Annotated in this window: 25 protein-coding genes and 1 other RNA gene; 23 read left to right on the top strand and 3 right to left on the bottom strand. The window is 46.4% G+C overall.

What is annotated here, in order from left to right:
- Positions 1–148: 148 nt before the first annotated feature.
- Positions 149–1,864, top strand: a complete 1,716-nt coding sequence (gene acsA / locus ACFQ4A_RS13100; RefSeq protein ID WP_382401348.1) for an acetate--CoA ligase — start codon at positions 149–151, stop codon at positions 1,862–1,864.
- A 318-nt stretch (positions 1,865–2,182) separates the two neighbouring features.
- Positions 2,183–2,698: a type 1 glutamine amidotransferase domain-containing protein gene (locus tag ACFQ4A_RS13095; protein ID WP_382401346.1), complete on the top strand. Its 516-nt coding sequence runs from the start codon at positions 2,183–2,185 to the stop codon at positions 2,696–2,698.
- A 51-nt stretch (positions 2,699–2,749) separates the two neighbouring features.
- On the opposite strand, the gene ACFQ4A_RS13090 is transcribed toward ACFQ4A_RS13095, so the two are convergent.
- A complete protein-coding gene (locus ACFQ4A_RS13090) occupies positions 2,750–4,039 on the bottom strand; it encodes a LysM peptidoglycan-binding domain-containing protein (RefSeq protein ID WP_382401344.1) in 1,290 nt (429 codons plus the stop codon).
- A 103-nt stretch (positions 4,040–4,142) separates the two neighbouring features.
- Positions 4,143–4,340, bottom strand: a complete 198-nt coding sequence (locus tag ACFQ4A_RS13085) for a hypothetical protein (protein ID WP_382401342.1) — start codon at positions 4,338–4,340, stop codon at positions 4,143–4,145.
- 68 nt (positions 4,341–4,408) lie between these two features.
- On the opposite strand from ACFQ4A_RS13085, the gene tadA reads away from it, so the two are divergent.
- From tadA to rsmI, 18 genes are all read left to right on the top strand, one after another.
- Positions 4,409–4,873: a tRNA adenosine(34) deaminase TadA gene (tadA, locus tag ACFQ4A_RS13080; protein ID WP_382401340.1), complete on the top strand. Its 465-nt coding sequence runs from the start codon at positions 4,409–4,411 to the stop codon at positions 4,871–4,873.
- Between the two features lie 193 nt (positions 4,874–5,066).
- Positions 5,067–5,332, top strand: an RNA gene (ffs, locus tag ACFQ4A_RS13075) — signal recognition particle sRNA large type.
- A gap of 392 nt (positions 5,333–5,724) precedes the next feature.
- Entirely contained in the window at positions 5,725–7,425 is a 1,701-nt protein-coding gene (dnaX, locus tag ACFQ4A_RS13070) for a DNA polymerase III subunit gamma/tau (protein ID WP_382401338.1), read from the top strand.
- A gap of 23 nt (positions 7,426–7,448) precedes the next feature.
- On the top strand, positions 7,449–7,766 hold the full coding sequence (locus ACFQ4A_RS13065) for a YbaB/EbfC family nucleoid-associated protein (RefSeq protein WP_382401336.1): 318 nt from the start codon (positions 7,449–7,451) through the stop codon (positions 7,764–7,766).
- 100 nt (positions 7,767–7,866) lie between these two features.
- Positions 7,867–8,463 (top strand): recombination mediator RecR, encoded by a 597-nt coding sequence (gene recR / locus ACFQ4A_RS13060; RefSeq protein WP_382401334.1) that lies wholly within the window; start codon positions 7,867–7,869, stop codon positions 8,461–8,463.
- A gap of 15 nt (positions 8,464–8,478) precedes the next feature.
- The gene (locus tag ACFQ4A_RS13055; RefSeq protein WP_382401332.1) at positions 8,479–8,697 is read left to right on the top strand and encodes a YaaL family protein; all 219 of its coding nucleotides are present in this window, start codon (positions 8,479–8,481) and stop codon (positions 8,695–8,697) included.
- Positions 8,698–8,767: 70 nt separating this feature from the next.
- A complete protein-coding gene (locus ACFQ4A_RS13050; RefSeq protein WP_382401330.1) occupies positions 8,768–9,034 on the top strand; it encodes a pro-sigmaK processing inhibitor BofA family protein in 267 nt (88 codons plus the stop codon).
- A 167-nt stretch (positions 9,035–9,201) separates the two neighbouring features.
- The gene (locus ACFQ4A_RS13045) at positions 9,202–9,393 is read left to right on the top strand and encodes a sigma factor G inhibitor Gin (protein ID WP_382401328.1); all 192 of its coding nucleotides are present in this window, start codon (positions 9,202–9,204) and stop codon (positions 9,391–9,393) included.
- 84 nt (positions 9,394–9,477) lie between these two features.
- A complete protein-coding gene (locus tag ACFQ4A_RS13040) occupies positions 9,478–10,899 on the top strand; it encodes an aminotransferase class I/II-fold pyridoxal phosphate-dependent enzyme (RefSeq protein WP_382401326.1) in 1,422 nt (473 codons plus the stop codon).
- A gap of 14 nt (positions 10,900–10,913) precedes the next feature.
- Positions 10,914–11,567, top strand: coding sequence for a dTMP kinase (gene tmk / locus ACFQ4A_RS13035; RefSeq protein WP_382401324.1), 654 nt, complete (start codon positions 10,914–10,916; stop codon positions 11,565–11,567).
- Positions 11,564–11,893 carry a cyclic-di-AMP receptor gene (locus tag ACFQ4A_RS13030; protein WP_382401322.1) on the top strand — a complete coding sequence of 110 codons (330 nt, stop codon included), beginning with the start codon at positions 11,564–11,566 and terminating at the stop codon, positions 11,891–11,893. Before tmk ends, ACFQ4A_RS13030 begins: the two co-directional genes overlap by 4 nt.
- A 293-nt stretch (positions 11,894–12,186) precedes the next feature.
- Positions 12,187–12,627: a YaaR family protein gene (locus ACFQ4A_RS13025; RefSeq protein ID WP_382401320.1), complete on the top strand. Its 441-nt coding sequence runs from the start codon at positions 12,187–12,189 to the stop codon at positions 12,625–12,627.
- 18 nt (positions 12,628–12,645) lie between these two features.
- Positions 12,646–13,635: a DNA polymerase III subunit delta' gene (gene holB / locus ACFQ4A_RS13020; protein WP_382401318.1), complete on the top strand. Its 990-nt coding sequence runs from the start codon at positions 12,646–12,648 to the stop codon at positions 13,633–13,635.
- A gap of 4 nt (positions 13,636–13,639) precedes the next feature.
- A complete protein-coding gene (locus ACFQ4A_RS13015) occupies positions 13,640–14,467 on the top strand; it encodes a PSP1 domain-containing protein (protein WP_382401316.1) in 828 nt (275 codons plus the stop codon).
- A 14-nt stretch (positions 14,468–14,481) separates the two neighbouring features.
- A complete protein-coding gene (yabA, locus tag ACFQ4A_RS13010) occupies positions 14,482–14,826 on the top strand; it encodes a DNA replication initiation control protein YabA (RefSeq protein WP_382401314.1) in 345 nt (114 codons plus the stop codon).
- Positions 14,827–14,892: 66 nt separating this feature from the next.
- Complete coding sequence (locus tag ACFQ4A_RS13005) at positions 14,893–15,639, top strand: tRNA1(Val) (adenine(37)-N6)-methyltransferase (protein WP_382401312.1); 747 nt, start codon at positions 14,893–14,895, stop codon at positions 15,637–15,639.
- A complete protein-coding gene (locus ACFQ4A_RS13000; protein ID WP_382401310.1) occupies positions 15,626–15,919 on the top strand; it encodes a GIY-YIG nuclease family protein in 294 nt (97 codons plus the stop codon). Before ACFQ4A_RS13005 ends, ACFQ4A_RS13000 begins: the two co-directional genes overlap by 14 nt.
- Entirely contained in the window at positions 15,897–16,772 is an 876-nt protein-coding gene (rsmI, locus tag ACFQ4A_RS12995; RefSeq protein ID WP_382401308.1) for a 16S rRNA (cytidine(1402)-2'-O)-methyltransferase, read from the top strand. The genes ACFQ4A_RS13000 and rsmI overlap by 23 nt, the downstream gene beginning before the upstream one ends.
- A gap of 101 nt (positions 16,773–16,873) precedes the next feature.
- Here the strand turns inward: rsmI and ACFQ4A_RS12990 are convergent, their stop codons facing one another.
- The gene (locus ACFQ4A_RS12990) at positions 16,874–17,152 is read right to left on the bottom strand and encodes an AbrB/MazE/SpoVT family DNA-binding domain-containing protein (protein ID WP_382401897.1); all 279 of its coding nucleotides are present in this window, start codon (positions 17,150–17,152) and stop codon (positions 16,874–16,876) included.
- Between the two features lie 307 nt (positions 17,153–17,459).
- Between ACFQ4A_RS12990 and metG the strand changes: the two genes are divergently transcribed.
- The 3 genes from metG (at position 17,460) to ACFQ4A_RS12975 (ending at position 21,773) form a co-directional block, all read left to right on the top strand.
- Positions 17,460–19,418, top strand: a complete 1,959-nt coding sequence (metG, locus tag ACFQ4A_RS12985; protein WP_382401306.1) for a methionine--tRNA ligase — start codon at positions 17,460–17,462, stop codon at positions 19,416–19,418.
- A 110-nt stretch (positions 19,419–19,528) separates the two neighbouring features.
- Entirely contained in the window at positions 19,529–20,305 is a 777-nt protein-coding gene (locus tag ACFQ4A_RS12980; protein WP_382401304.1) for a TatD family hydrolase, read from the top strand.
- Positions 20,306–20,534: 229 nt separating this feature from the next.
- Positions 20,535–21,773: a ubiquitin-like domain-containing protein gene (locus ACFQ4A_RS12975; RefSeq protein WP_382401302.1), complete on the top strand. Its 1,239-nt coding sequence runs from the start codon at positions 20,535–20,537 to the stop codon at positions 21,771–21,773.
- Positions 21,774–22,134 lie beyond the last annotated feature (361 nt).

Below are 22,134 nucleotides of genomic sequence, written 5' to 3'. Positions count from 1 at the left end.
AATTGTCACAAAATGTTCTAAAATAGATAACAAGTTAGCAAAATGTTTATAAAACTTTCTATAATTGGCTTGTTGTTGCAATTATCGTGTGTTTTCAATCAAAACGGTTTTGCAACCGATTACAAATCTTTTAGTTGAGGTGATAGGCATGGATATGCAACGTATTCCAGCACAAGATGGCCAGTACAACCTGCAAAACTATGAAACGATGCGTGAATCATTTTCTTGGGATGAAGTCAAAAAACATTTCAGCTGGCATCAGACAGGTAAAGTGAACATGGCGTACGAGGCGGTTGATCGTCATGCAGAAGATCCGGCCAAACAAGATAAAGCGGCTCTTCTGTATTCCGCGCCCGACCGTGAGGAAAAAATGACGTTTGCTGAATTAAGCGGGAAAAGCAATCAATTTGCGAACGTATTGAAAAAACAAGGAATTGCGAAAGGCGACCGTGTCTTTCTTTTCCTGCCGAGAAGCCCTGAGTTTTATATCACATTTTTCGGTATATTAAAAACCGGTGCGATTGCCGGGCCGTTATTTGAAGCGTTTATGGAGCAGGCCGTCCGTGACCGTCTGCAGGACAGTGAAGCGAGCATGCTGATTACAACACCGGAATTATTGGAGCGTGTCCCGCAGGATGATTTACCTGATCTTGAGAAAATTGTCCTTGTCGGTGAACACAACAAAACAGCTGATAAATATATTGATTATGCTGAGGAAATGAAGGTGGCATCATCGGCTTTTAATATTGAGTGGGTTGATCTGGAAGATGGCATGCTTATCCACTATACATCCGGTTCAACCGGCAAACCAAAAGGGGTCTATCACGTGCACAATGCGATGATTCAGCATTACGCCACTGCTGAATGGGTGCTGGACCTGCATGAAGACGATATTTATTGGTGTACAGCTGACCCGGGCTGGGTAACGGGCACAAGTTACGGCATTTTTGCCCCATGGCTTCATGGTGTGACGAATGTCGTGCGCGGTGGCCGTTTTAGTCCGGATAATTGGTACGGCACGATTGATAACTATCATGTGTCCGTCTGGTATACCGCTCCAACGGCACTCAGGAAACTGGTCAGTGCTGGTGAAGATGCTGTGAAAAAACACGATCTCTCGTCACTGCGCCATGTGCTAAGTGTCGGGGAGCCGTTAAATCCGGAAGTCATCACGTGGGGTTTGCAGGCGTTCGATTTGCGAATCCATGATACATGGTGGATGACAGAAACAGGGGCACAGTTGATCGTTAATCTGCCGTCGTTGGAAATCCGTCCTGGGTCGATGGGCAAACCAATTCCGGGGATTGAAGCATCAATCGTCGATAATGAAGGAAATGAAGTCCCGGCAAATCAGATGGGCAATCTGGCGATCAAAGCACCATGGCCGGCTATGATGCGAAAAATCTGGAATCGACCGGAAAAATATGAAAGCTACTTCATCAATGGCTGGTACGTATCCGGGGACAGTGCTTACAAGGATGAGGACGGCTATTTCTGGTTCCAGGGACGTCTCGATGATGTCATCAACACATCTGGTGAACGTGTCGGGCCGTTTGAAGTGGAGAGCAAACTGATTGAGCATCCGGCTGTAGCGGAAGCCGGGGTTATCGGTAAACCCGATCCGGAACGCGGCGAAATTGTCAAGGCGTTTATGACCTTGAATGATGGCTATGAGGATTCAAAGGAACTGCTTGAAGAAATCCGTCAATTCGTTAAAACCGGTTTGAGTGCCCACGCGGCACCACGTGAACTGGAGATAAAAGATGCCATTCCGAAAACGCGCAGCGGTAAAATTATGCGCCGTCTCCTGAAATCCTGGGAGCTCGGCCTGCCGACAGGCGATACGTCAACATTGGAGGAATAATCGTAAGAAAAAATGCTGACGCGTTTTTTCCAGTGCCAGAGGTCAGAAGCCGGATTGGAAGAAATCGTGCGTTAGCCGTTTTCGTATTGAAAACGTCGTCCACCATTTTATACTTTTGTATCTTTTAAAAAAGGCTGTCAGATATGGCAGCCTTTTTGCATGGAATAAGCTATTTTATTTGGCCTATCGCTATGACACTCGACTTTTATATGAATGACACTTATGAGCAAGGATAAGTAACGTATTTAACGGAATGTTTCAGCTCAGTTTAAGCAGGGTACATTCATGACGTAACATTCTTCAAAGGAGTGAGAACACATGGCTAAAAAAATAGCAACTGTTATAACGGATATGTTTGAAGATGTCGAATATACGGATCCGGCTAAGGCTTTCAAGGATGCCGGACATGAAGTCATCGCCATTGAAAAGGAAAAAGGCAAAAAAGTGACCGGCAAGAACAAGGAAATTGGGGTTACCATTGATGAAGCCATCGATAATGTCAGCCCGGATCAGTTTGATGCGCTGTTCATCCCTGGCGGATTTTCACCGGATCAACTACGTGCTGACGAACGGTTCGTTAATTTTACCAGGCAATTTATGGATGCGGACAAGCCGGTATTTGCCATTTGCCATGGTCCGCAGCTGCTGATTACAGCCAAAGCACTGGAAGGACGCAAAGCAACAGGCTTCAAGTCCATTCAAGTGGACATGGAATATGCCAAAGCAGACGTTCAGGATGAAGAAGTTGTCGTCTGCAACAATCAGCTGGTCACAAGCCGCCAGCCGAATGATATACCAGCCTTCAACCGTGAAACTGTCAAATTATTGCGCTGATAGCTGATGAAAGATCCCCCCAACGCTGTAACAGCGGTGAAGGGGGGTGTTTTAATCGGATTTCCGAATGGTGAAGTTATCCTGTAAGAGCAGCCAGTTCTGCGGAAACGCCAACCCTAATTTCCAGTAGCTAATTCCCCTAAGCCCCAATTCCTTTATCATATCGAATTTTGCCTGAATGGAGCGGGCATCCTCAAACCACACTTCATGGTCATTCCCCTGGCCATCTTGATACGTAAAAAATGGCGCCTGTGCAGTTGTGTCATACTGGATCGCCGCGTTTTGTTCGCGTGCCCGTGTGATCGCTTGCTGAGGACTGAGCGCTTCAGCCGGTTCACCACCCTCTGTAAATGGAAGCGTCCAATCATAGCCGTAAAGATTTTGGCCGAGTAAAATTTTATCTGCTGGCATGACACTTAAAGCGAAGTTGACAACTTCTCGTACGTTGTCAATTGGCGATACGGCCATTGGTGGCCCGTAACTGTAACCCCACTCATATGTCATCAGCACTACCATATCTGCAATCTCACCATGTGTTGCATAATCGTGGGCTTCGTACCACTCTCCCATCTGCTCGGCACTTGTTTTGGGTGCCAGGGCGGTGGACAGCATCAGGTCTTCTTCCGATAAACGCTGCTTGGCTTGTCGTAAAAAATTGTTATAGGCTTCACGGTCGTCCGGTGCCAAAAATTCAAAGTCGAAGTGGACATCCCGGAACCCGACCTCCCGTGCCACATTGACGATATTATCCAATAATGTATTCTGGACAGCTTGAACGGTCAGAATAATATGGCCGAGTTCTCGGCTGAATTGGCCTTCTTCCAGATTGGTTATTACCAGCATCATTGCGGCGTTTTGATTGGCGGCAATTTGCGCGAAATTATCCAGGGGTGGTGCTTGGAGTGTTCCGTCACGATTGACCTGATAGCTAAAAGGGGCAAGGTAGGTTAGATACGGTGCTGCTTTGGTGGCAGAATTGATTAATGTTTGTGAAACGCTTTCTCCCGTGGGTTCAATATACGCATTAGCCGTTATGGCCGGTTTTGGCTGTTCAGGGATATACAAACGTGTGCCCACAGACAAAGTACTATCAACAGGAATTTGATTGATTTGTGCTAGCTCCTCGACGGACAGGCCGAATCGCCGGGCAATTGAATATAATGTGTCTCCCTGCTGCACAAAATAAATCTGGCCAACAATTGGAATCACTAATGTTTGGCCGACAACGAGCTGGTTCGGTGCATCTAATTCATTCGCATCGATCAAGTCCCCCGTTGACGTTCCATACCTTTCTGAAATGGCAGCCAGGGTATCCCCTTCCCGCACAACATGAATCTGCAAAATAAATCCCTCCCTTAAACGGTTATTCCTCTTACAACAGTATGATGGAAGGGTGGAATATATACCTAAATTGGATCAATGCTGGCATTCATGACCGAGCGCATCAGGTAAAGGGCGTGTTCGGTTCCTTCTTTTTCTTCGGATGCCATACCATTCTCGGGGATGTGCATGGTATAATCATACATATCGGGTTGGGTAAAATATGTTCAGTATGCTTCAGCAATTTATCGCCACCGTCAAATTCGAAATTATTTATAATATCAACAAATAAAATAGCGCTGTTATCAATCGACGTGTCCATATTAAATGCTCCTCTCTCCCTTCCAGTTTTTCCTGTGTAGAAGATTTCAAACCCCACGGGAGGTGTTAATGGTGACAGACATCAACTATATGCAGGCGGCCATCCAGCAGGCCGAAAAGGCAAAGCAAATGAATGAAGTCCCGATCGGAGCGGTGATCGTTAATTACGATGACATTATCGCGACAGGATATAACGTCCGGGAAACGTCGCAGACAGGATTATCACATGCGGAGCTGATCGCAATCGAAGAAGCCAATCGTCATATCGGCAGCTGGCGGCTGGAGGACTGTACATTGTATGTCACGCTTGAACCATGTCCGATGTGTGCCGGCGCTATTGTCCAATCACGTATTAAGCGGGTTGTATATGGAGCGCCAGATCCAAAAGCGGGATGCGCTGGGACACTGATGAACTTGTTGCAGGATGAACGGTTTAACCATCAGGCTGACGTGACAAGTGGTATGTTGCAGGAGGAATGCAGCGCATTGCTGACGGGTTTTTTCCGGGAATTGCGTGAACGTAAAAAGAAATAGCTGATGGTTTAGTTTATCAGTGGGTTTTTAACGCGTTTAACAGTACATTTCTGCCAGTTTATCAGCGCTTCCGGCGTTCCATTAACGAAATTCCGCCATCTATCAGTGTTGCGGGTTGAGCAAGTAATGTTAAATGTATCCACTTCATGTTTATTATTGCATTTTGCCGGTATAGTCAGTATAATAAATATTGCCGTGCTAAGCGGGGAGGTAGCGGTGCCCTGTACTCGCAATCCGCTATAGCGAGGTCGAATCCCCATTCGAGGTTGGACGTCTGTAGGGTCTGCCTCAAGGGATTGGTGTTGACGCCCAGGTCCTGCGCAACAGGAACCCATGAACCCTGTCAGATCCGGAAGGAAGCAGCAGTAAGTGGTCATTCTTGTGTGCCGCGGGGAAGCCTGAGCCGAGCCATGAACTTGGGTAACGCTTATGGATATTCGATCAACAATGGGTGCACGGTTTACATAATGAAGAAAGGCTGCATCAATGTCATCAGTGACAGTTGGTGCAGTTTTTTCGCAAAAGTCACATGATTAACCTGTTTGCAGACAAATAAGACAAAGGTTTATTACGGCAAAAGACAATTTTAATCATCTGTATTTTTGAGATATAGGATCAAATAAACCACAGGAAAGTAGGAAGGCAAGGTCAGAAATAAAAAATAGACCTCCCTTGGATTACCAGCCAGGGCGAGGTCTATTCCTGACTCGCGCTGACCCCCCTCTTGAAGTTTTACTCGTCAACATGCCTGCTATGAATTTGTTGTAATGGTTCACATTTACCCCTGAAATCGAGTATAATTTAGATAGAGTCTATATAAATGCAGCCTTATAAAAGGGGAAACATTCATTATGAGCTATCAGGCATTATACCGCGTATGGCGGCCGAAAATGTTCGAGGATGTTGTCGGACAGGCCCATATTACGAAAACATTGCAAAACGCGATTGTCCAGGAAAAGTTTTCACATGCCTATATATTCTCCGGTCCGCGGGGGACGGGGAAAACAAGTGCTGCGAAAATTTTTGCGAAAACGATCAATTGTGAACAGGCCCCTGTCAAAGAACCGTGTAATGAATGTGCATCCTGCCGTGGTATTCAGGATGGTTCGATTAACGATATTATCGAGATGGATGCGGCATCGAACACGAGTGTTGAGGATATCCGCGAGATACGTGATAGAGTCAAATATGCCGCAAGCTCGGTCCCTTATAAAGTGTACATTATTGATGAAGTGCACATGATTTCGACAAGTGCATTCAATGCCCTGCTGAAAACGTTGGAAGAGCCGCCGAAGCATGTTGTCTTTATTCTGGCGACGACTGAACCGCATAAAATCCCGATGACCGTTGCATCACGATGCCAGCGCTTTGACTTCAAGCCGATTTCCAACAAGTCGATAGTCGAACGGATGCGGACAGTTATTGAAACGGAACAAATCGCTGTATCGGATGAAGCACTTGAAACAGTGGCCCTGGCTGCAGAAGGCGGTATGCGGGATGCCCTCAGTATCCTCGATCAGGCAATTTCCTACAGTGATGACCAGGTTGAACTGGACGATGTGCTCGCTGTTACCGGCGGCGTGGCACAGGGCATTTTGACAGATGTTGTCCAGGCGATGCATGACGAGGATGTGCAAAAGGCCTTATCATTGCTTGATGAATTGATTCAGAACGGGAAAGACCCGGCACGGTTTGTCTATGACTTGATTTATTTTCTGCGCGATCTGCTGCTGTATAAAAGCGCCCCTGCGCTTGAAAATATTTTGGAACGGGCGATTGCTGATGATCCATTTAAGCAGCTTACTGATGCCGTTACCAATGATTGGATCCAGGATGCCATTGCCCACCTCAATCAGTGCCAGCAGGAGATCAAATGGTCAACCAGCCCGAAAGTATTTATCGAAATAGCCATTTTGACGATAACCAAACAAGGCAGCCATCAGGAAACGCCAGCAAATGCCTCCGCCGTTGATTCAGAAGCTATGAAACAGCTTACGGGCAGGCTGGAACAATTGGAAAAAGAATTGACAGCCCTAAAGGCATCTCCGGCAGCCGCCAACCAACAAGCACCGGCAAAAGAGCCAAGACGGCCAAGTCCAGGACCAGGAAGAAACCGTTATAATGTGCCATATGAGAAAATCCGCAGTGTGCTGGATGCAGCGGAACGATCCATCTTAAAAGATGTGCAGTCGAAGTGGGCGTCCTTTTTGAGTCAGCTGAAATCGACAAGTGCCCCGGCACATGCTACAATACAGGACAGCAAGCCCGCTGCCGCATCAAGCGAAGCCCTGGTCGTCCAATTTAAATATGACATTCATTGTGCCTTGTTTTTGGATAACCGGGAAACCGTGGAATCAGTGCTGGCAAGTGTGATTGGTAAAAAACAGACGATCATCCCGATTCCGGCAAATGATTGGCAGGAGCTGCGTGATGACTATATAAGTAAGCATGAGCAATCAGAACCCAAAGACGATCAGCAGCAGGAAGACCCGGTGGTAACCGAAGCACGGAAATTGGTCGGGGACGAACTGCTGGAAATTTATGATGAATAGATCATTTTTAGGAGGCGTTTTCCATGAAAGGAAACATGAACAATATGATGAAGCAGATGCAAAAGATGCAGAAAAAAATGGTGAAAGCCCAGGAAGAACTGCATGAGATGACATTTGAAGCGACATCTGGTGGTGGCATGGTTAAAGTTGTGGCTAATGGCAAAAAGGAAATTACCGATGTGCAGATTTCCGAAGAAGTGGTCGATCCGGACGATGTCGACATGCTGCAGGACCTGATCCTGGCGGCGACAAATGATGTCATCCAGCAAATTGAGAACAAAACCAACGATACGATGGGAGAATTCACGAAAGGCATGAATCTGCCTGGTGGCATGTTCTAACGTCAGAAAGCAGCCATTGGGCAGACCTTACAGGAAAAACGCCAGTAAACGCAGACGGACAAATCCGCTGAACCTGAGTTTTTCCATAGGAGGCATACTGATGTATTATCCGGAACCCATTTCCAAACTGATTGACAGTTTTACAAAATTGCCAGGGATCGGCCCTAAAACCGCTGTCCGGCTGGCATTTTTTGTTTTAAATATGAACGATGACGATGTTATGGAATTTGCCAAATCACTGGTGAATGCCAAACGGGAGTTGACACATTGCACCACATGCGGTCATATCACCGATCAGGATCCGTGTGCCATTTGTCAGGATACATCAAGAGATGGTTCGGTCATCTGTGTCGTCCAGGATCCGAAAGATGTGATTGCGATGGAGAAAATGAAAGAATACAGTGGAAAATACCATGTACTGCACGGTGCGATTTCACCGATGGATGGTATCGGACCCGAGGATATTAACGTGCCTGATCTGATCAACAGGCTGAAAGATGAAGCGATCGAGGAGCTCATTCTGGCAACGAACCCGAATATTGAAGGGGAAGCAACGGCGATGTATATTTCCCGTCTGGTGAAACCATCCGGGATTAAAACGAGCCGGATCGCGCACGGACTGCCGGTTGGTGGTGACCTGGAATACGCCGATGAAGTAACGCTGTCCAAGGCATTAGAAGGCAGACGAGATTTATAAAGACAGGTGAAGCGGATGGGAAGAAAAAAGCGAAAACGGGAAGTGGACGAGCAATTATTGGATGCATTGTTTGCCATTGAACGCGAGTGGAAACAAATCCGGACGATTGTGGACAAAAGCATCGAACCAACAGGAGATGGGTTTTACCAGCAAAATCTCGCACAGGCCAAGTATTTATTTCTATTGCGGGAGGCCAGACGGCGGAAAATTAGTGCGATCCGGTATCATCAATAGATTTCTGTTCTTTTTTGCCACCCTTTTTCATATGTAAGTAGAAAGGGACAAGGAAAAGGAGTGAGTCGGCATGAGTTCGACACTGGTTATTTCCATCATGGTTGCTTTAATCGTCATCCTGTTATTTGTGGGCGCCCCGGTTAAACCAATGCGTTTTATCGCCAACAGTACGGTCAAATTAGGGATTGGCATCTTATTTCTATTTTTCTTCAACGTGTTCGGGGGCGCCATCGGATTGCATATCCCGATCAATTTATTTACCGTCATGATATCCGGTTTCCTCGGTATATTTGGACTGGCGTCACTTGCCGGCATTCATTTACTGATTTTGCCGTAACCGAATGTTCCGATCTTTATCAGCCAAAAAGTATCAAGGGATAAGCCCCACAAGCATATAATTTTGTATCGGCTTAAGACGCCGGTCAAAAAGATTCAATGATTATAAGATTTACGTGTATAAAATTCGTTAGATTAGGAGATACTAAGCTAACGGAGGTGGGGACCATGGAACAAAAAATCTTAACGGAACGATGCGGCATTTGTGAAGAAGAGAAAGAACGTGGCATTCATTTATACAAACTATTTATTTGTTGTGAGTGTGAAAAAAATATGATTCACACCGAACCAAGAGAAGAAAAGTACCGCTATTATCTCAAAAAGTTAAAAAATATGAATCAACCAACACTATATTCCTAATCACGTATGGTCGCTGCAAATTTATAGCAGGGACCTTTTTTGTTAGGCTGGTATACAAATAGACATAATAAAGAGGATGGATACATGGTGACACATAACCAGGCAAAAACGCCATTATATGATGCCTTGAAACAGTTTGCTGCCCGTCGTCCTGTTTCCTTTCATGTTCCCGGGCATAAAAACGGCATGATTTTCTCCGGTGATGCCCGGCGGGACTTTGATCCGATCTTACCTCTCGATTTGACGGAGTTGTCCGGCCTGGATGATTTGCACGCGTCACAGGGTATCATTGATGAGGCACAGGAGCTGGCTGCGGAATTTTTTGGCGCCGATCATACACATTTTTTGATTGGCGGCAGTACAGCCGGTAATCTGGCGATGATATTAGCGGTTTGCACAGCTGGTGATAAAATCATTGTGCAGCGTAACAGCCATAAGTCAATTTTCAACGCCCTTGAACTGAGCGGTGCCCGACCGGTGTTTATGGCACCGGTGTTTGACCATGCAGCTGACCGGTATACAGCTCCGGATGCCGATACAGTCAAGACAGCCATAAAGGCGCATCCGGATGCCAAAGCTGTGATACTGACCTATCCCGATTATTTTGGCAAAACCTATGCGTTGAAAGCAATCATTGCGCATAGCCATGAATATAATATACCAGTGCTGATTGATGAAGCGCATGGTGTCCATTTTTCATTATATGACGATTTTCCGGACTCAGCTTTGGCACTTGGAGCAGATGCGGTTGTCCAGTCCGCGCATAAAATGGCACCGGCCATGACAATGGGGGCTTATTTGCATGTTCAGTCAGCACGGCTATCTGACGAACAGATTCAGCATTATTTGCAGATGGTGCAGTCAAGCAGTCCATCATATCCGATCATGGCATCGTTGGATCTGGCGCGCGCGTTTCTGGCAGGACTGACCACAAATGATCTGGAGGCAATCGTGGCAAGCAGCCATCAGGTGAAAAGGATCATGAGTGCAAGTGATCATTGGGATGTTGTGACGGGAAATGATCCGCTGAAGGTTACACTGAAGGCAAAGCCGGGTCTGACCGGTGAGAAAATTGCCCACTTGTTTGAACAGGAAGGTATCTACCCAGAACTTGCCACCCACAACCAGGTGCTGTTCATCCATGGGCTTGCACCGTTTGATGCCCATAACCAACTAAAAAATACAATTGGAAACATTGACGCACAATTAAAAAATACGGTGAATCGTGATATAATAGAAATAGACAATCTTTTCACAGAACGTCTCACAGAACTTGCAATTGATTACGCAGCTATGAAACAGCACAGTACAGTACATGTTCCATTTCAGCAATCACCAGGGTATATTGCGGCAGAGCCCATCACGCCCTATCCGCCTGGTATACCGTTTATCGTAAAAGGTGAACGGATAACCCGTAGGCATATCCGTTTGCTGGATGAGTTCATGCAGCAAGGTGTCCGTTTGCAGCACCGGAATATCAATCAAGGAATCAGCGTTTTTCAATAAAGGAGCAACCAGACGTGAATGGTTATTTTATAACATTTGAAGGTGTTGAAGGATCGGGTAAGTCATCTATTCTGAAATCAGTTGAACAAAAGCTTGCGGACCTGGGCTATGATGTCATGGCGACCCGGGAACCCGGGGGCATCGGCATCGCCGAAAAAATCCGTGACATCATTCTTGACCCGGCCCATACTGCTATGGATGCACGCACCGAAGCACTTCTTTATGCGGCCGCACGCCGGCAACATCTGGCGGAAAAAGTGATGCCCGCTCTCGCCTCAGGAAAAATCGTGCTTTGTGACCGGTTTGTCGACAGCAGCCTTGCCTATCAGGGATTTGCCAGGGGGCTTGGAATGGAAGACGTGTTTGCGATTAATCAGTTCGCCATCCAGGACCTGATGCCGGACAGGACTCTGTTTTTTGACATCGAACCGGAAAAAGGGTTAGCGCGTATTGCCGCCAATCAGGACAGGGAACGGAATCGCCTCGACTTGGAGAATATACGGTTTCATGAACAGGTTTATGAAGCTTACCATCAGCTTGTGATCAAATTTCCAAACCGGATTCACGTCATTGACGCGGACCGGCCGTTTGCACAAGTTGAAGCAAACACAGTGAATCATATGGTTTCTTTTTTAGATCATACGTTAAGGGAGGAAGAGGGACGATGAAGCTACTTATCGCCATCGTACAGGACAAAGACACCAACCGTCTAACGGACGCATTGGGTGAAGAAAATTTCAAAATCACGAAACTGGCTACGACCGGCGGGTTTTTAAAAGAAGGCAACACCACCCTGATGATTGGCTGCGAGGATCAATATGTCGACCATGCCCTGCATGTCATCCGGGATAACTGTTCCAAGCGTGAACAAATGGTCGCGCCCATTTCACCGATGGGCGGCAATGCCGATTCGTATATTCCTAAGCCAGTCAAAGTCGAGGTCGGCGGTGCCACTGTGTTTGTTATGCCAATTGAACAATTCATGCAGTTTTAGGAGTGAAGCGCGGACGTTGCTCAATTTCTCCTCCGCTCGAGGCGGACGCTTTCCGCGGGGCAACGCTTCAGCCTCCTCGCGAGTATTCTCATGCTCGCTGTGGGGTCTTCAGTCGTTGCTTTCTCGCAGGAGCCGCCGCCTTCCACTCCTTCGATTTTTTAAAACAGTAATATGCAACGCCATAAATAATAACCAAAGGAAATATAACAGAGGTTGTTCAAAAAGCAAAAATCAGCTGTCCCGCCGATTTATGCAAATCTGAATTCTAGTACCTGCCAAAAGGAACTGATCTGATGAAAGTGAATCCAGAGTTACAATCCCAAATCGATCCAACAGTCAGGACGGAGCGGACGCCTACTGAGGGCCGGACGTCATTCAACGACATGGTTCAGTCGCGGACACACCAATTAAAACAGCAGGAAATCCAGCAGTTAATGGAATCGATTACACGGCAGGGGGACAAGCTGGCCCGCTTTCGTTCTGTCCGTGATCTAATCAAGTTCAAACGAATGGTCAAACATTTTTTGAAAGAAACAACGGGCAGCGCCCTCGCCTTACAAACATCCCGCAACTTCAGAATGGATGGCCAAAGTCAGCAGCTGGCCATTGTGAAAGCCGTTGATGACAAGCTGGTCGAATTAACCGATGACGTGATGAACGAGGAACAGAAAACCATTGATTTGCTTGGGCTTATCGGCGAAATCAAAGGATTACTCATTAACTTATATACGTAATATAAAAGAGGGAATGACATGAACACGTGGTCCGAAATAGCTCACATCCAGCCACTCGCGCGTAAAACCATCACCAACAGTATTGAAAAAGGCCGTCTATCCCATGCTTATCTGCTGCAGGGTGAACGTGGCACCGGTAAAGAAGCTATAGCGCTGTTACTGGCCAAGACACTTTTTTGCCGGGAGCGGTCCGGTGTTGAGCCGTGCCTGGAATGCCACGCTTGCAAACGGATTGATTCGGGAAACCATCCTGATGTGCATTGGATTGAACCTGACGGGCAATCGATCCGCAAAGAACAGATTGAACACTTGCAGAAGGAGTTTACGTATTCAGGACTGGAGTCCGATAAAAAGGTATATGTTGTCAAAGGTGCCGATACAATGACGGTGAATGCCTCCAACCGGCTTTTGAAGTTTTTGGAGGAACCATCACGAAAGACGACGGCGATTCTGATGACGGAAAACAGTTCATCGATCCTGCCGACTATCCGCTCACGCTGTCAGATGATTGACTTGAAACCCCTTAACCCGGGGGCTTTTCAACAGCAGTTAATCGATCGGGATGTCCCCCGGTCTACTGCTGTTTTATTGAGTGCCCTAACCAATCAATTGGATGAAGCGATTTCATGGAGCCAGGATGAGTGGTTTGCCCAGGCACGAAGATTAATGATACAATTGGTAGAAACGTTTTCAACGAATCCAAATGACGTTTTTTTGTTTATCCATCAAGCATGGATGCCACATTTCAAGGAACGCCAGCAGCAGGAACAGGGACTGGATTTACTGCTTTTGGCCTTTAAAGATATACTTTATTATCATATTGGCAAAGAAGACGATATGGTCGTATTTGCAAAGGATGATGCGCGAATCGAAAATCTGGTGATGGTCTTCTCACAGGAAAAATTGCTTGACATATTGAATAAACTGCTTGATGCTAAACGGAAACTCAAGCAAAACGTCAACCCGACGCTTGTGATGGAGCAGCTCACCATTCAAATACAGGGGTGATTGAATGATTGACGTATTAGGTGTCCGTTTCAAGAAAGCGGGTAAGATATATTATTTTGATCCGGGGAACCATAATATCGAGGTTGATGACTACGCTGTCGTGGAAACGGTCCGTGGGATAGAGTTCGGCAAAGTCGTCTTGACGAATAGACAGGTTGATGAAGAAGATGTTGTCCTGCCCCTCAAAAAAGTGATTCGTGTAGCCGATCAACAAGACAAACGGACGGTTGTGGAAAATAAGGAACTGGCTGATAACGCACTGGAAAGCTGCTCCCAAAAAATCAGGGAACATGACCTTGATATGAATCTGGTGGATGTTGAATATACATTTGACCGCAATAAAATCATCTTTTACTTTACAGCAGATGGCCGGGTGGACTTTCGGAACCTGGTGAAAGATCTAGCGGCAGCGTTTAAAACACGGATTGAGCTCAGGCAAATCGGTGTGCGCGACGAAGCAAAGATGTTAGGTGGAATCGGTCCATGCGGTAGACTGCTTTGCTGCTCAACATTCCTTGGGGACTTTGAGCCGGTATCCATTAAAATGGCTAAAGATCAGAATCTATCACTGAACCCGGCGAAAATTTCCGGATTGTGCGGCCGTCTTATGTGTTGCCTGAAATATGAAAATGACGACTATGAAACGGCCAAACGTGAACTGCCTGATATGGGTGAAAATGTCCGGACGCCATACGGTGAAGGGAAGGTTGTCGGGTTAAACATTCTGGAACGGGTCATTCACATTGAAATTCCGGAAAAAGATCGTGTGATTGAATATACATTGGACGAAATGATCGATGAGGGGATCATTACAGCGCAAGCCACAGAATAGTGGGGTGAATGAGCGTGTCAAAACGACAAATCTTCGACCAGGTATCCGATATGGAAACCCAAATTGGCGAGTTATATGAGCAGCTTGGTGATCTAAAAGGTAAATTAAGCCGGCTTTTAGAGGAAAAACACCGCCTGGAAATGGAGAATCACCAATTGCGCAGCCGTTTGGAGCAAGCGGAAGACGATTTTAACGAACATGAAGTGGTGAAAGAGACCCACAATATACCCGGCGAAGGCTATGATAATTTGGCAAGACTTTATGAAGAAGGATTCCATATTTGCAATGTGCATTTTGGCACGCCAAGAAGGGATGAAGATTGCCTGTTTTGTCTGCAATTTCTCAATAAAGCAAAGTAAGGTGGACCTGAGCTGTCTCTCATTTTGGGGACAGCTTTTCTATCATAACGTGAACGGAAGTGGAACATGGTAACAATGAATGAAGGTGAACGCTTGGATTACTTATTGGCCGAGGACAATATGCATATTATCCAAAGTCCTGATGTATTTGCTTTTTCTCTTGATGCGGTATTGCTGGCCCACTTTGCGTATGTGCCGATCAGGAAAGGGGCCATCCTTGATTTATGCACCGGCAATGGGGTGATCCCATTATTGTTATCACGCCGGACCAATGCCTCGATTACTGGTGTGGAAATCCAAGAGCGGCTTGCCGATATGGCGAAACGCAGCGTCCGGTTAAATGGTCTGGCGAATCGATTGACCATGATTCACGGTGATTTAAAAGACATGAAGTCCGTGCTGGGGCACAGCGCGTTTGATGTGGTCACCTGCAACCCGCCGTATTTCCCGACACCGGCCAAAACGGAACATAATCAGAACGATCATCTGACGATTGCCCGGCATGAGGTTTTCAGCACGCTCGAGGATGTCGTGAAAGCATGCAAACTGCACGTCAGGCCCGGTGGAAAAGTGGCCATGGTACACCGCCCGGGCAGGCTCGTGGATATTATTACGTTATTCCGGCAATATAAAATTGAACCGAAACGCCTGCAATTGGTCTATCCGAAACGCGGACGGGATGCCAACATGTTGCTTATTGAAGGTATCCGGGACGGCAAAGCTGATTTGACCATTCTACCACCTTTATATATTTATAATGCGGATAATACCTATACAACGGAAGCAGAGGGAATCATTTATGGAAAACAATGAGCATATCGTTTATATCCTGAAATGTGCCGATAATACGCTTTACACCGGCTATACCACGGATCTGGAGCATCGGGTAACGATGCATGAAGAAGGTAAAGGGGCCAAATACACACGTGGACGCGGTCCGTTTCAAGTCGTTTTTATGGAAAAGTTCCCGACAAAAGAAGAAGCGATGCAGCGGGAACACGAGATCAAACAGCTTACCCGTAAAGGCAAGGCCCAATTAATCCGGGACAAGCTGAAAGAAGTGATGACATATGAAAATCCAGAAGAGCTTTAGTGAACAGGCGGAAAATGCAGTTTATGTAGTGCCGACGCCTATTGGCAATCTGGAGGATATCACCTTTCGGGCGTTAAAGACATTGAAGGATGTTTCCGTGATTGCTGCGGAGGATACACGGAATACGAAGAAGCTGTTGCAGCATTTTGACATCGCCACACCGCTTATCAGTTATCATGAACATAACAAGGAAAACCGTGGCAGGCAGCTGCTTGACCGGCTGGAAACGGGTGATTCGATTGCTGTTGTCAGTGACGCCGGCATGCCCGCTATTTCAGATCCTGGTTACGAACTTGTAACGTCAGCGATGGCATCAGATTACCCGGTTGTTGTTTTGCCGGGGGCCAATGCGGCGTTATGTGCGCTGGTTGGGTCCGGGCTGCCAAGTGATGAATTTTTGTTTTACGGGTTTTTGCCACGCAAGAAAAAGGAAAAGGAAGCAGAGCTGGACCGATTGAAGAAGGTGCCGGCGACCTTGTTACTGTATGAATCGCCGTATAGAATAAAAGATACGTTAATATCGCTCCAGACAGAACTTGGTAACCGGCAGATTTCAGTTGCCCGTGAACTGACGAAAAAATTTGAGGAATATATACGGGGAACGGCTGATGAGCTGATAGACTGGGCGGATAAAGCAGAAATGAAAGGGGAATTTTGCCTGGTCGTCGAAGGGGCTTCCGGCGCGTCTGTTCAGGAAAATAATCTTTGGTGGAGCCACCTTTCGATTGTGGCACATGTCACTTACTATATGGATGAAACGGGTCTCTCTAGTAAGGAAGCGATAAAACGAACGTCAGAAGACCGGCAGATGGCCAAGCGGGATGTCTATCAGGCGTTTCATGTTGATCACTGATTTTATTCGGGAGGGAAATCCCATTTAAAAACGGCTGACGTTGTTAAGAACAAGGCGTCAGCCGTTTTTCGCACATGCAGTGAGTTTAAACCAATGTTTTGTTATTTGTTTATGCGTGATTGAATTTCGCTGATTAATTGCTCTGCGCCCTCAGGACTCAGAACAATCTTGCCATTTGCCAATGATAGATTATGATCGGAGGTTTCCCCGGTGACTTGACACGTCATACTTGGTGTATACTTTTTCAATACAACTTTGTCATCATCGATGTAAATTTCCAGGGAATCTTTCTCGTTGATATCGAGTGTGCGCCGCAATTCAATTGGAAGGACAACACGACCGAGTTCATCAACCTTCCGTACAATCCCGGTAGATTTCATTTTCTCCATTTCTCCTCTCTCCAATGGCTGTGTTCGGTGCAGCCGCCGTTCTAAAAAATTTTCGGCATGTTTCGACAGTTTCTTATGGAATATAGTACCAACCTTCCTTAAAAGTGTCAATAAATATGCGAAAGAAGATAAAAATAAATTTGAAAATTACCTTAACTAAACAAATGGTGCGTTTTTTGGTAAAATGACGTTTATCAGAAACTTTCCGAGGGTTACCGATTATCGAGTACAGACAGTCTGTATTGGAAAAACTGTTTAAAAAAGCTACAATAGAAATCATGATGGAGGAGGTAGGCCAATGCCAAACGAAAAGGAAACATTTTATATAACAACACCAATCTATTATCCGAGCGGTAATTTACACATCGGACATGCGTATTCAACCGTTGCTGGGGATGCGATGGCCCGTTATAAACGTCTGCGCGGCTATGATGTGATGTATTTGACAGGCACGGATGAACACGGTCAGAAAATCCAGCGAAAAGCACAGGAAAAGGGTATGGAGCCACAGGCATATGTTGATGAGATCGTCAGCGGCATTCAGGATCTCTGGAAAAAATTAAAGATAACACATGATGATTTTATCCGGACGACAGAGGAACGACATAAAAAAGTGGTCGCCCAAATCTTTGACCAGCTCGTTCAACAGGGCGACATTTATCTTGATGAATATGAAGGCTGGTATTGTACGTCGTGCGAATCGTTTTTTACGGAGCGCCAGCTTGATGATGGTCATTGTCCGGATTGCGGCGGCCCTGTCGAAAAGGTAAAAGAAGAATCCTATTTCTTCAAAATGAGCAAATATGTGGACAGGCTTCTCACGTTTTATGAAGAGAACCCGCAATTCATCCAGCCGGAAACCCGGAAAAATGAAATGCTGAACAACTTTATCAAACCGGGCCTTGAGGATCTGGCCGTCTCGCGAACGACCTTTGACTGGGGGATTAAGGTTCCGGGTGATCCAAAGCATGTCATTTATGTATGGATCGATGCACTGACCAACTATATAACAGCCCTAGGCTACGGGACGGATGACGATGCGCTGTATCAAAAATTCTGGCCGGCGGATGTGCACCTAATGAGCAAGGAGATTGTCCGTTTCCATACGATTTACTGGCCGATTATGCTGATGGCGCTGGACTTGCCATTGCCAAAGCAGGTCTTTTCCCATGGCTGGATTTTGATGAAGGACGGGAAAATGTCCAAGTCAAAAGGGAATGTCGTCGACCCTGTCCAGCTGATTGACGTGTACGGGCTTGATGCGTTGCGTTATTATCTTCTGCGTGAAGTGCCATTCGGTTCGGACGGCGTCTTTACGCCGGAAGGATTTGTTGAGCGGACGAACTATGATCTGGCAAACGATCTCGGGAATTTATTGAACCGTACCATCGCCATGATCAGCAAATACTTTGCTGGTAAAATGCCAACCTATAAGAAAGCGGAAACGGAAATCGAGCAATCCCTGGAAGAGCAGCAGCAGGAGACGATTCAAAAAGTGGCGGATTCGATGGATCATATGCAATTTTCAGTCGCCTTGTCGTCACTGTGGCAGCTGATCAGCCGGACTAATAAATATATTGATGAGACTGAACCATGGGTCTTGGCGAAAGATGATGCCAACAAGGATCGCCTCGGCAACGTCATGGCACATCTTGCCGAATCATTGCGCAAAATTGCTATCATGCTGCAACCATTTCTCACCGAGGCACCTGGCGAAATATTCCAGCAGCTGGGCGTTCAGGACGAATCACTGAAAGAATGGGACAGCCTTGGCCGGGACGGTGTGATTTCAAAAGGCACGGCTGTGCAAAAAGGCCAGCCGATTTTCCCACGGCTTGATGTCGATCAAGAAGTGCAGGCCATTAAAGCGATGATGCAAAAACCGGCCGGGAAAAAAGAAGAATCGGAGCAACAGGCGTCTGAACAAAAGGAAGAGGTGGCCATCGATGACTTTATGAAACTGGATATGCGTGTCGCGGAAGTGCTGAAAGCTGAACCGGTGAAAAAAGCTGATAAACTGCTGAAACTACAATTGGATGTTGGGACCGATAAGCGGCAGGTTGTCTCCGGCATAGCCGAGCATTACAGTCCGGATGTGCTTGTCGGCAAAAAAGTCATCTGTGTCACGAACTTGAAACCTGTCAAATTACGCGGTGAAATGTCAGAGGGTATGATCCTTTGCGGGGAAGATGACAGTGGTCAGCTTGTACTGGCTTCTGTTGAACAAAACCTGCCGAACGGTTCTGTCGTGAAATAAATGATGAAGCTTGAAATCGGCTAAACGCCGATTTCTTCTGCCCTGATTTCCGGCATCTGGCCTCTGAAAAAACGAGGCAATGCCGATTTTTTCTGATGAGGAGTGATGGTATGTTATTTGATACACATGTCCACTTGAATGCGGACCAGTTTCTCGAAGATCGGGACGAAACAATTCAGCGTGCCTTTGATGCCGGGGTAGAGTATATGGTCGTTGTCGGGTTTGATCGTCAAACGATTCCACTGGCGATTGAGATTGCGGAACAATACGACACCATCTATGCGGCTGTGGGCTGGCACCCGGTCGACGCCGTTGATATGACAGACGACGACCTGGCTTGGATTGAGGAGCTATCAGCCCATCCAAAAGTCGTGGCCATCGGTGAAATGGGGCTGGATTACCATTGGGACAAGTCACCGAAAGAGGTGCAAAAAGACGTTTTCCGCAAACAGATCGCGCTTGCCAAAAAAGTTGGCATGCCGATTATCATCCATAACCGGGAAGCGACTGAAGATATCAGGGACTTGCTGCAGGAGGAAAATGCCAGGGAGGTCGGTGGTATCATGCACTGCTACAACGACTCGGCCGACTACGTCCAGTCGTTTCTCGATATGAACTTCCACATTTCACTCGGGGGCCCGGTGACATTCAAAAATGCCACCCTGCCAAAAGATGTCGCGGTTGACGTACCATCCAACCGGCTGCTGGTAGAAACGGACGCACCCTTTCTGGCACCACACCCAAATCGGGGAAAACGCAATGAGCCGGCTTATGTCAAACTGGTTGCCGAAAAAATTGCCGAATTACGCGGTATATCATTCGAGGAATTGAGCAAGATGACGACAGATAATGCATTTACCTTTTTCAACATCGACCCGAAAGCATGAAACGTGTTGATCATTTAGCATCAATTAGAGCCAATCGATCGTATCACCGACCTGCCTGTATGGCGGGTCAATTTTTTGCCCAAATGTTGCCAATCCAGCTACGAAAGCAGTCTGTCATATGATTGTTATCGCATGTAATCCAATTGTAAATGAACCGTAAACGGATTTTCGTTGTAATTGCATAGGACTGTTACTATAATCAAAGTCGCGGTGAAAGGAGGCAAAAAGCATGAAAAAATTTTCAAAGCTGTTGCCGAACTCAACCCGAAATTGGATTCTTTCGGGGGTTGGACTATTGGCACTTGTGGTTTTTTCCGGATTTATCATCATGGAGACAACCAAAGCAGAAGTCGTCATCACCGATAATGGAACTGACCAAACGTTAAAGACACACGCTGATACGGTTCAGGAATTGCTTGCCGAAGCAGGTATCGCGTATTCAGAACACGACGAATTATCCCATAACATCGATACACCAATAGAAGACGGTATGACCATTACATACGATACAGCCAGCCAGCTGACCGTCGTGATTGATGATGAAAAGGAAGATTATTATACGACGGCTGATACCATCAGTGAATTTCTTGAAAAAGCCGGCATATCTGTCGGCAAGCATGATGACACCTCACATGATGGGCAAGCAGACGTCAGTGACGGTATGACGTACACACTTGATAAAGCGTTTAAGGTGACAATTAATGATGGCGGTGAAAAGAATGACGTCTGGACGACCGGCGGAACGGTCGGGGAGCTACTGGAAGACAATGAGATTTCCCTTGACGACGATGCAGACAAATTAGAGCCGGCCAAAGACAAAAAAGTGAAGGAAGATCGTCCCGTCACCATTACGCGTGTTGATAAAGAAACAGACAAAGTCGAGGAAACCATTGATTTTGAAGTGGAAGAACGAAAAGATGACAGTTTGGAAAAAGGTAAAGAGAAGGTTATCTCCGAGGGACAGAAAGGCATTGTTGTGAAAACCTACGAAATAACAACGGAGAATGGTGAAGAAGTCGATCGTGAGTTAACGGACGAAACGACCAAACAGGAAAGTGAAAACCGCATCGTCGCTCTTGGCACAAAAGAAAAAGAGCCGGAGAAAAACTTAACAACGTTGTCAGCAGACAGCAACAGCGACGATGACGATAATAAAGACAGCAACAACGACGGCGATGGCAACGTCATGCATATGAATGCGTCAGCTTATACGGTTGATTGTCTTGGCTGCAATGGCAGCGGTCATACGGCAACAGGCATTAACTTAAAGGAAAACCCTAACGTTGTCTCGGTTGATCCGAATGTTATCCCGTTAGGATCAAGAATCTGGGTTGAAGGATATGGCAATGCGATTGCCGGCGATACAGGCGGTCATATTAAAGGCAACCGGATCGATCTTCACTTCGAGTCGAAAAGTAAAGCGAACAGTTTTGGCCGAAAAACGGTGAAGGTCAAGGTTCTTGATTAAGATATGATATAATGCTCCTACCAAACATTTGTGGTAGGAGCATTATTGTACCCCGCATTTAGGGTCAGTAACCCGCCAAAAAACGGCGGATAACTGACCCTAAATGTCCGATTCTGTTCGGGCCTGCAGGATGCAGGTCACAAAGGCGTTGCCACAGGACAAGGAAAGCTGCGACAGCGATAACATCGCACGAAGAAAAAGTGCTTTTCTTTTTCGAGGACGTGGCGCTTTTAGCCTTTGTTCCTTAATCTCAGTGGGGGTGGAAGGGAAACCTCCTCTGAATGAAGTTTCACTTTATCCCGCATATAATGGTCAGTAACCCGCCAAAAAACGGCGGATAACTGACCTTAAATGTCCGATT

Origin of the sequence: Lentibacillus salinarum, from assembly GCF_042679865.1 — a bacterium.
In the GTDB taxonomy this organism is placed as follows: Bacteria; Bacillota; Bacilli; order Bacillales; family Amphibacillaceae; genus Lentibacillus; species Lentibacillus salinarum.
The sequence above is the reverse complement of the archived record's forward strand: the minus strand, read 5'-3'. Positions and strand labels throughout refer to the sequence as shown.

Bases quoted from the DNA above. Each gene is read 5' to 3' on its own strand.
- acsA (WP_382401348.1), top strand. From the start codon at position 149: ATGGATATGCAACGTATTCCAGCACAAGATGGCCAGTACAACCTGCAA.
- ACFQ4A_RS13095 (WP_382401346.1), top strand. From the start codon at position 2,183: ATGGCTAAAAAAATAGCAACTGTTATAACGGATATGTTTGAAGATGTC.
- ACFQ4A_RS13085 (WP_382401342.1), bottom strand. From the start codon at position 4,340: ATGGACACGTCGATTGATAACAGCGCTATTTTATTTGTTGATATTATA.
- tadA (WP_382401340.1), top strand. From the start codon at position 4,409: ATGGTGACAGACATCAACTATATGCAGGCGGCCATCCAGCAGGCCGAA.
- dnaX (WP_382401338.1), top strand. From the start codon at position 5,725: ATGAGCTATCAGGCATTATACCGCGTATGGCGGCCGAAAATGTTCGAG.
- ACFQ4A_RS13065 (WP_382401336.1), top strand. From the start codon at position 7,449: ATGAAAGGAAACATGAACAATATGATGAAGCAGATGCAAAAGATGCAG.
- recR (WP_382401334.1), top strand. From the start codon at position 7,867: ATGTATTATCCGGAACCCATTTCCAAACTGATTGACAGTTTTACAAAA.
- ACFQ4A_RS13055 (WP_382401332.1), top strand. From the start codon at position 8,479: ATGGGAAGAAAAAAGCGAAAACGGGAAGTGGACGAGCAATTATTGGAT.
- ACFQ4A_RS13050 (WP_382401330.1), top strand. From the start codon at position 8,768: ATGAGTTCGACACTGGTTATTTCCATCATGGTTGCTTTAATCGTCATC.
- ACFQ4A_RS13045 (WP_382401328.1), top strand. From the start codon at position 9,202: ATGGAACAAAAAATCTTAACGGAACGATGCGGCATTTGTGAAGAAGAG.
- ACFQ4A_RS13040 (WP_382401326.1), top strand. From the start codon at position 9,478: ATGGTGACACATAACCAGGCAAAAACGCCATTATATGATGCCTTGAAA.
- ACFQ4A_RS13030 (WP_382401322.1), top strand. From the start codon at position 11,564: ATGAAGCTACTTATCGCCATCGTACAGGACAAAGACACCAACCGTCTA.
- ACFQ4A_RS13025 (WP_382401320.1), top strand. From the start codon at position 12,187: ATGAAAGTGAATCCAGAGTTACAATCCCAAATCGATCCAACAGTCAGG.
- holB (WP_382401318.1), top strand. From the start codon at position 12,646: ATGAACACGTGGTCCGAAATAGCTCACATCCAGCCACTCGCGCGTAAA.
- ACFQ4A_RS13015 (WP_382401316.1), top strand. From the start codon at position 13,640: ATGATTGACGTATTAGGTGTCCGTTTCAAGAAAGCGGGTAAGATATAT.
- ACFQ4A_RS13005 (WP_382401312.1), top strand. From the start codon at position 14,893: ATGGTAACAATGAATGAAGGTGAACGCTTGGATTACTTATTGGCCGAG.
- ACFQ4A_RS13000 (WP_382401310.1), top strand. From the start codon at position 15,626: ATGGAAAACAATGAGCATATCGTTTATATCCTGAAATGTGCCGATAAT.
- rsmI (WP_382401308.1), top strand. From the start codon at position 15,897: ATGAAAATCCAGAAGAGCTTTAGTGAACAGGCGGAAAATGCAGTTTAT.
- ACFQ4A_RS12990 (WP_382401897.1), bottom strand. From the start codon at position 17,152: ATGAAATCTACCGGGATTGTACGGAAGGTTGATGAACTCGGTCGTGTT.
- metG (WP_382401306.1), top strand. From the start codon at position 17,460: ATGCCAAACGAAAAGGAAACATTTTATATAACAACACCAATCTATTAT.
- ACFQ4A_RS12980 (WP_382401304.1), top strand. From the start codon at position 19,529: ATGTTATTTGATACACATGTCCACTTGAATGCGGACCAGTTTCTCGAA.
- ACFQ4A_RS12975 (WP_382401302.1), top strand. From the start codon at position 20,535: ATGAAAAAATTTTCAAAGCTGTTGCCGAACTCAACCCGAAATTGGATT.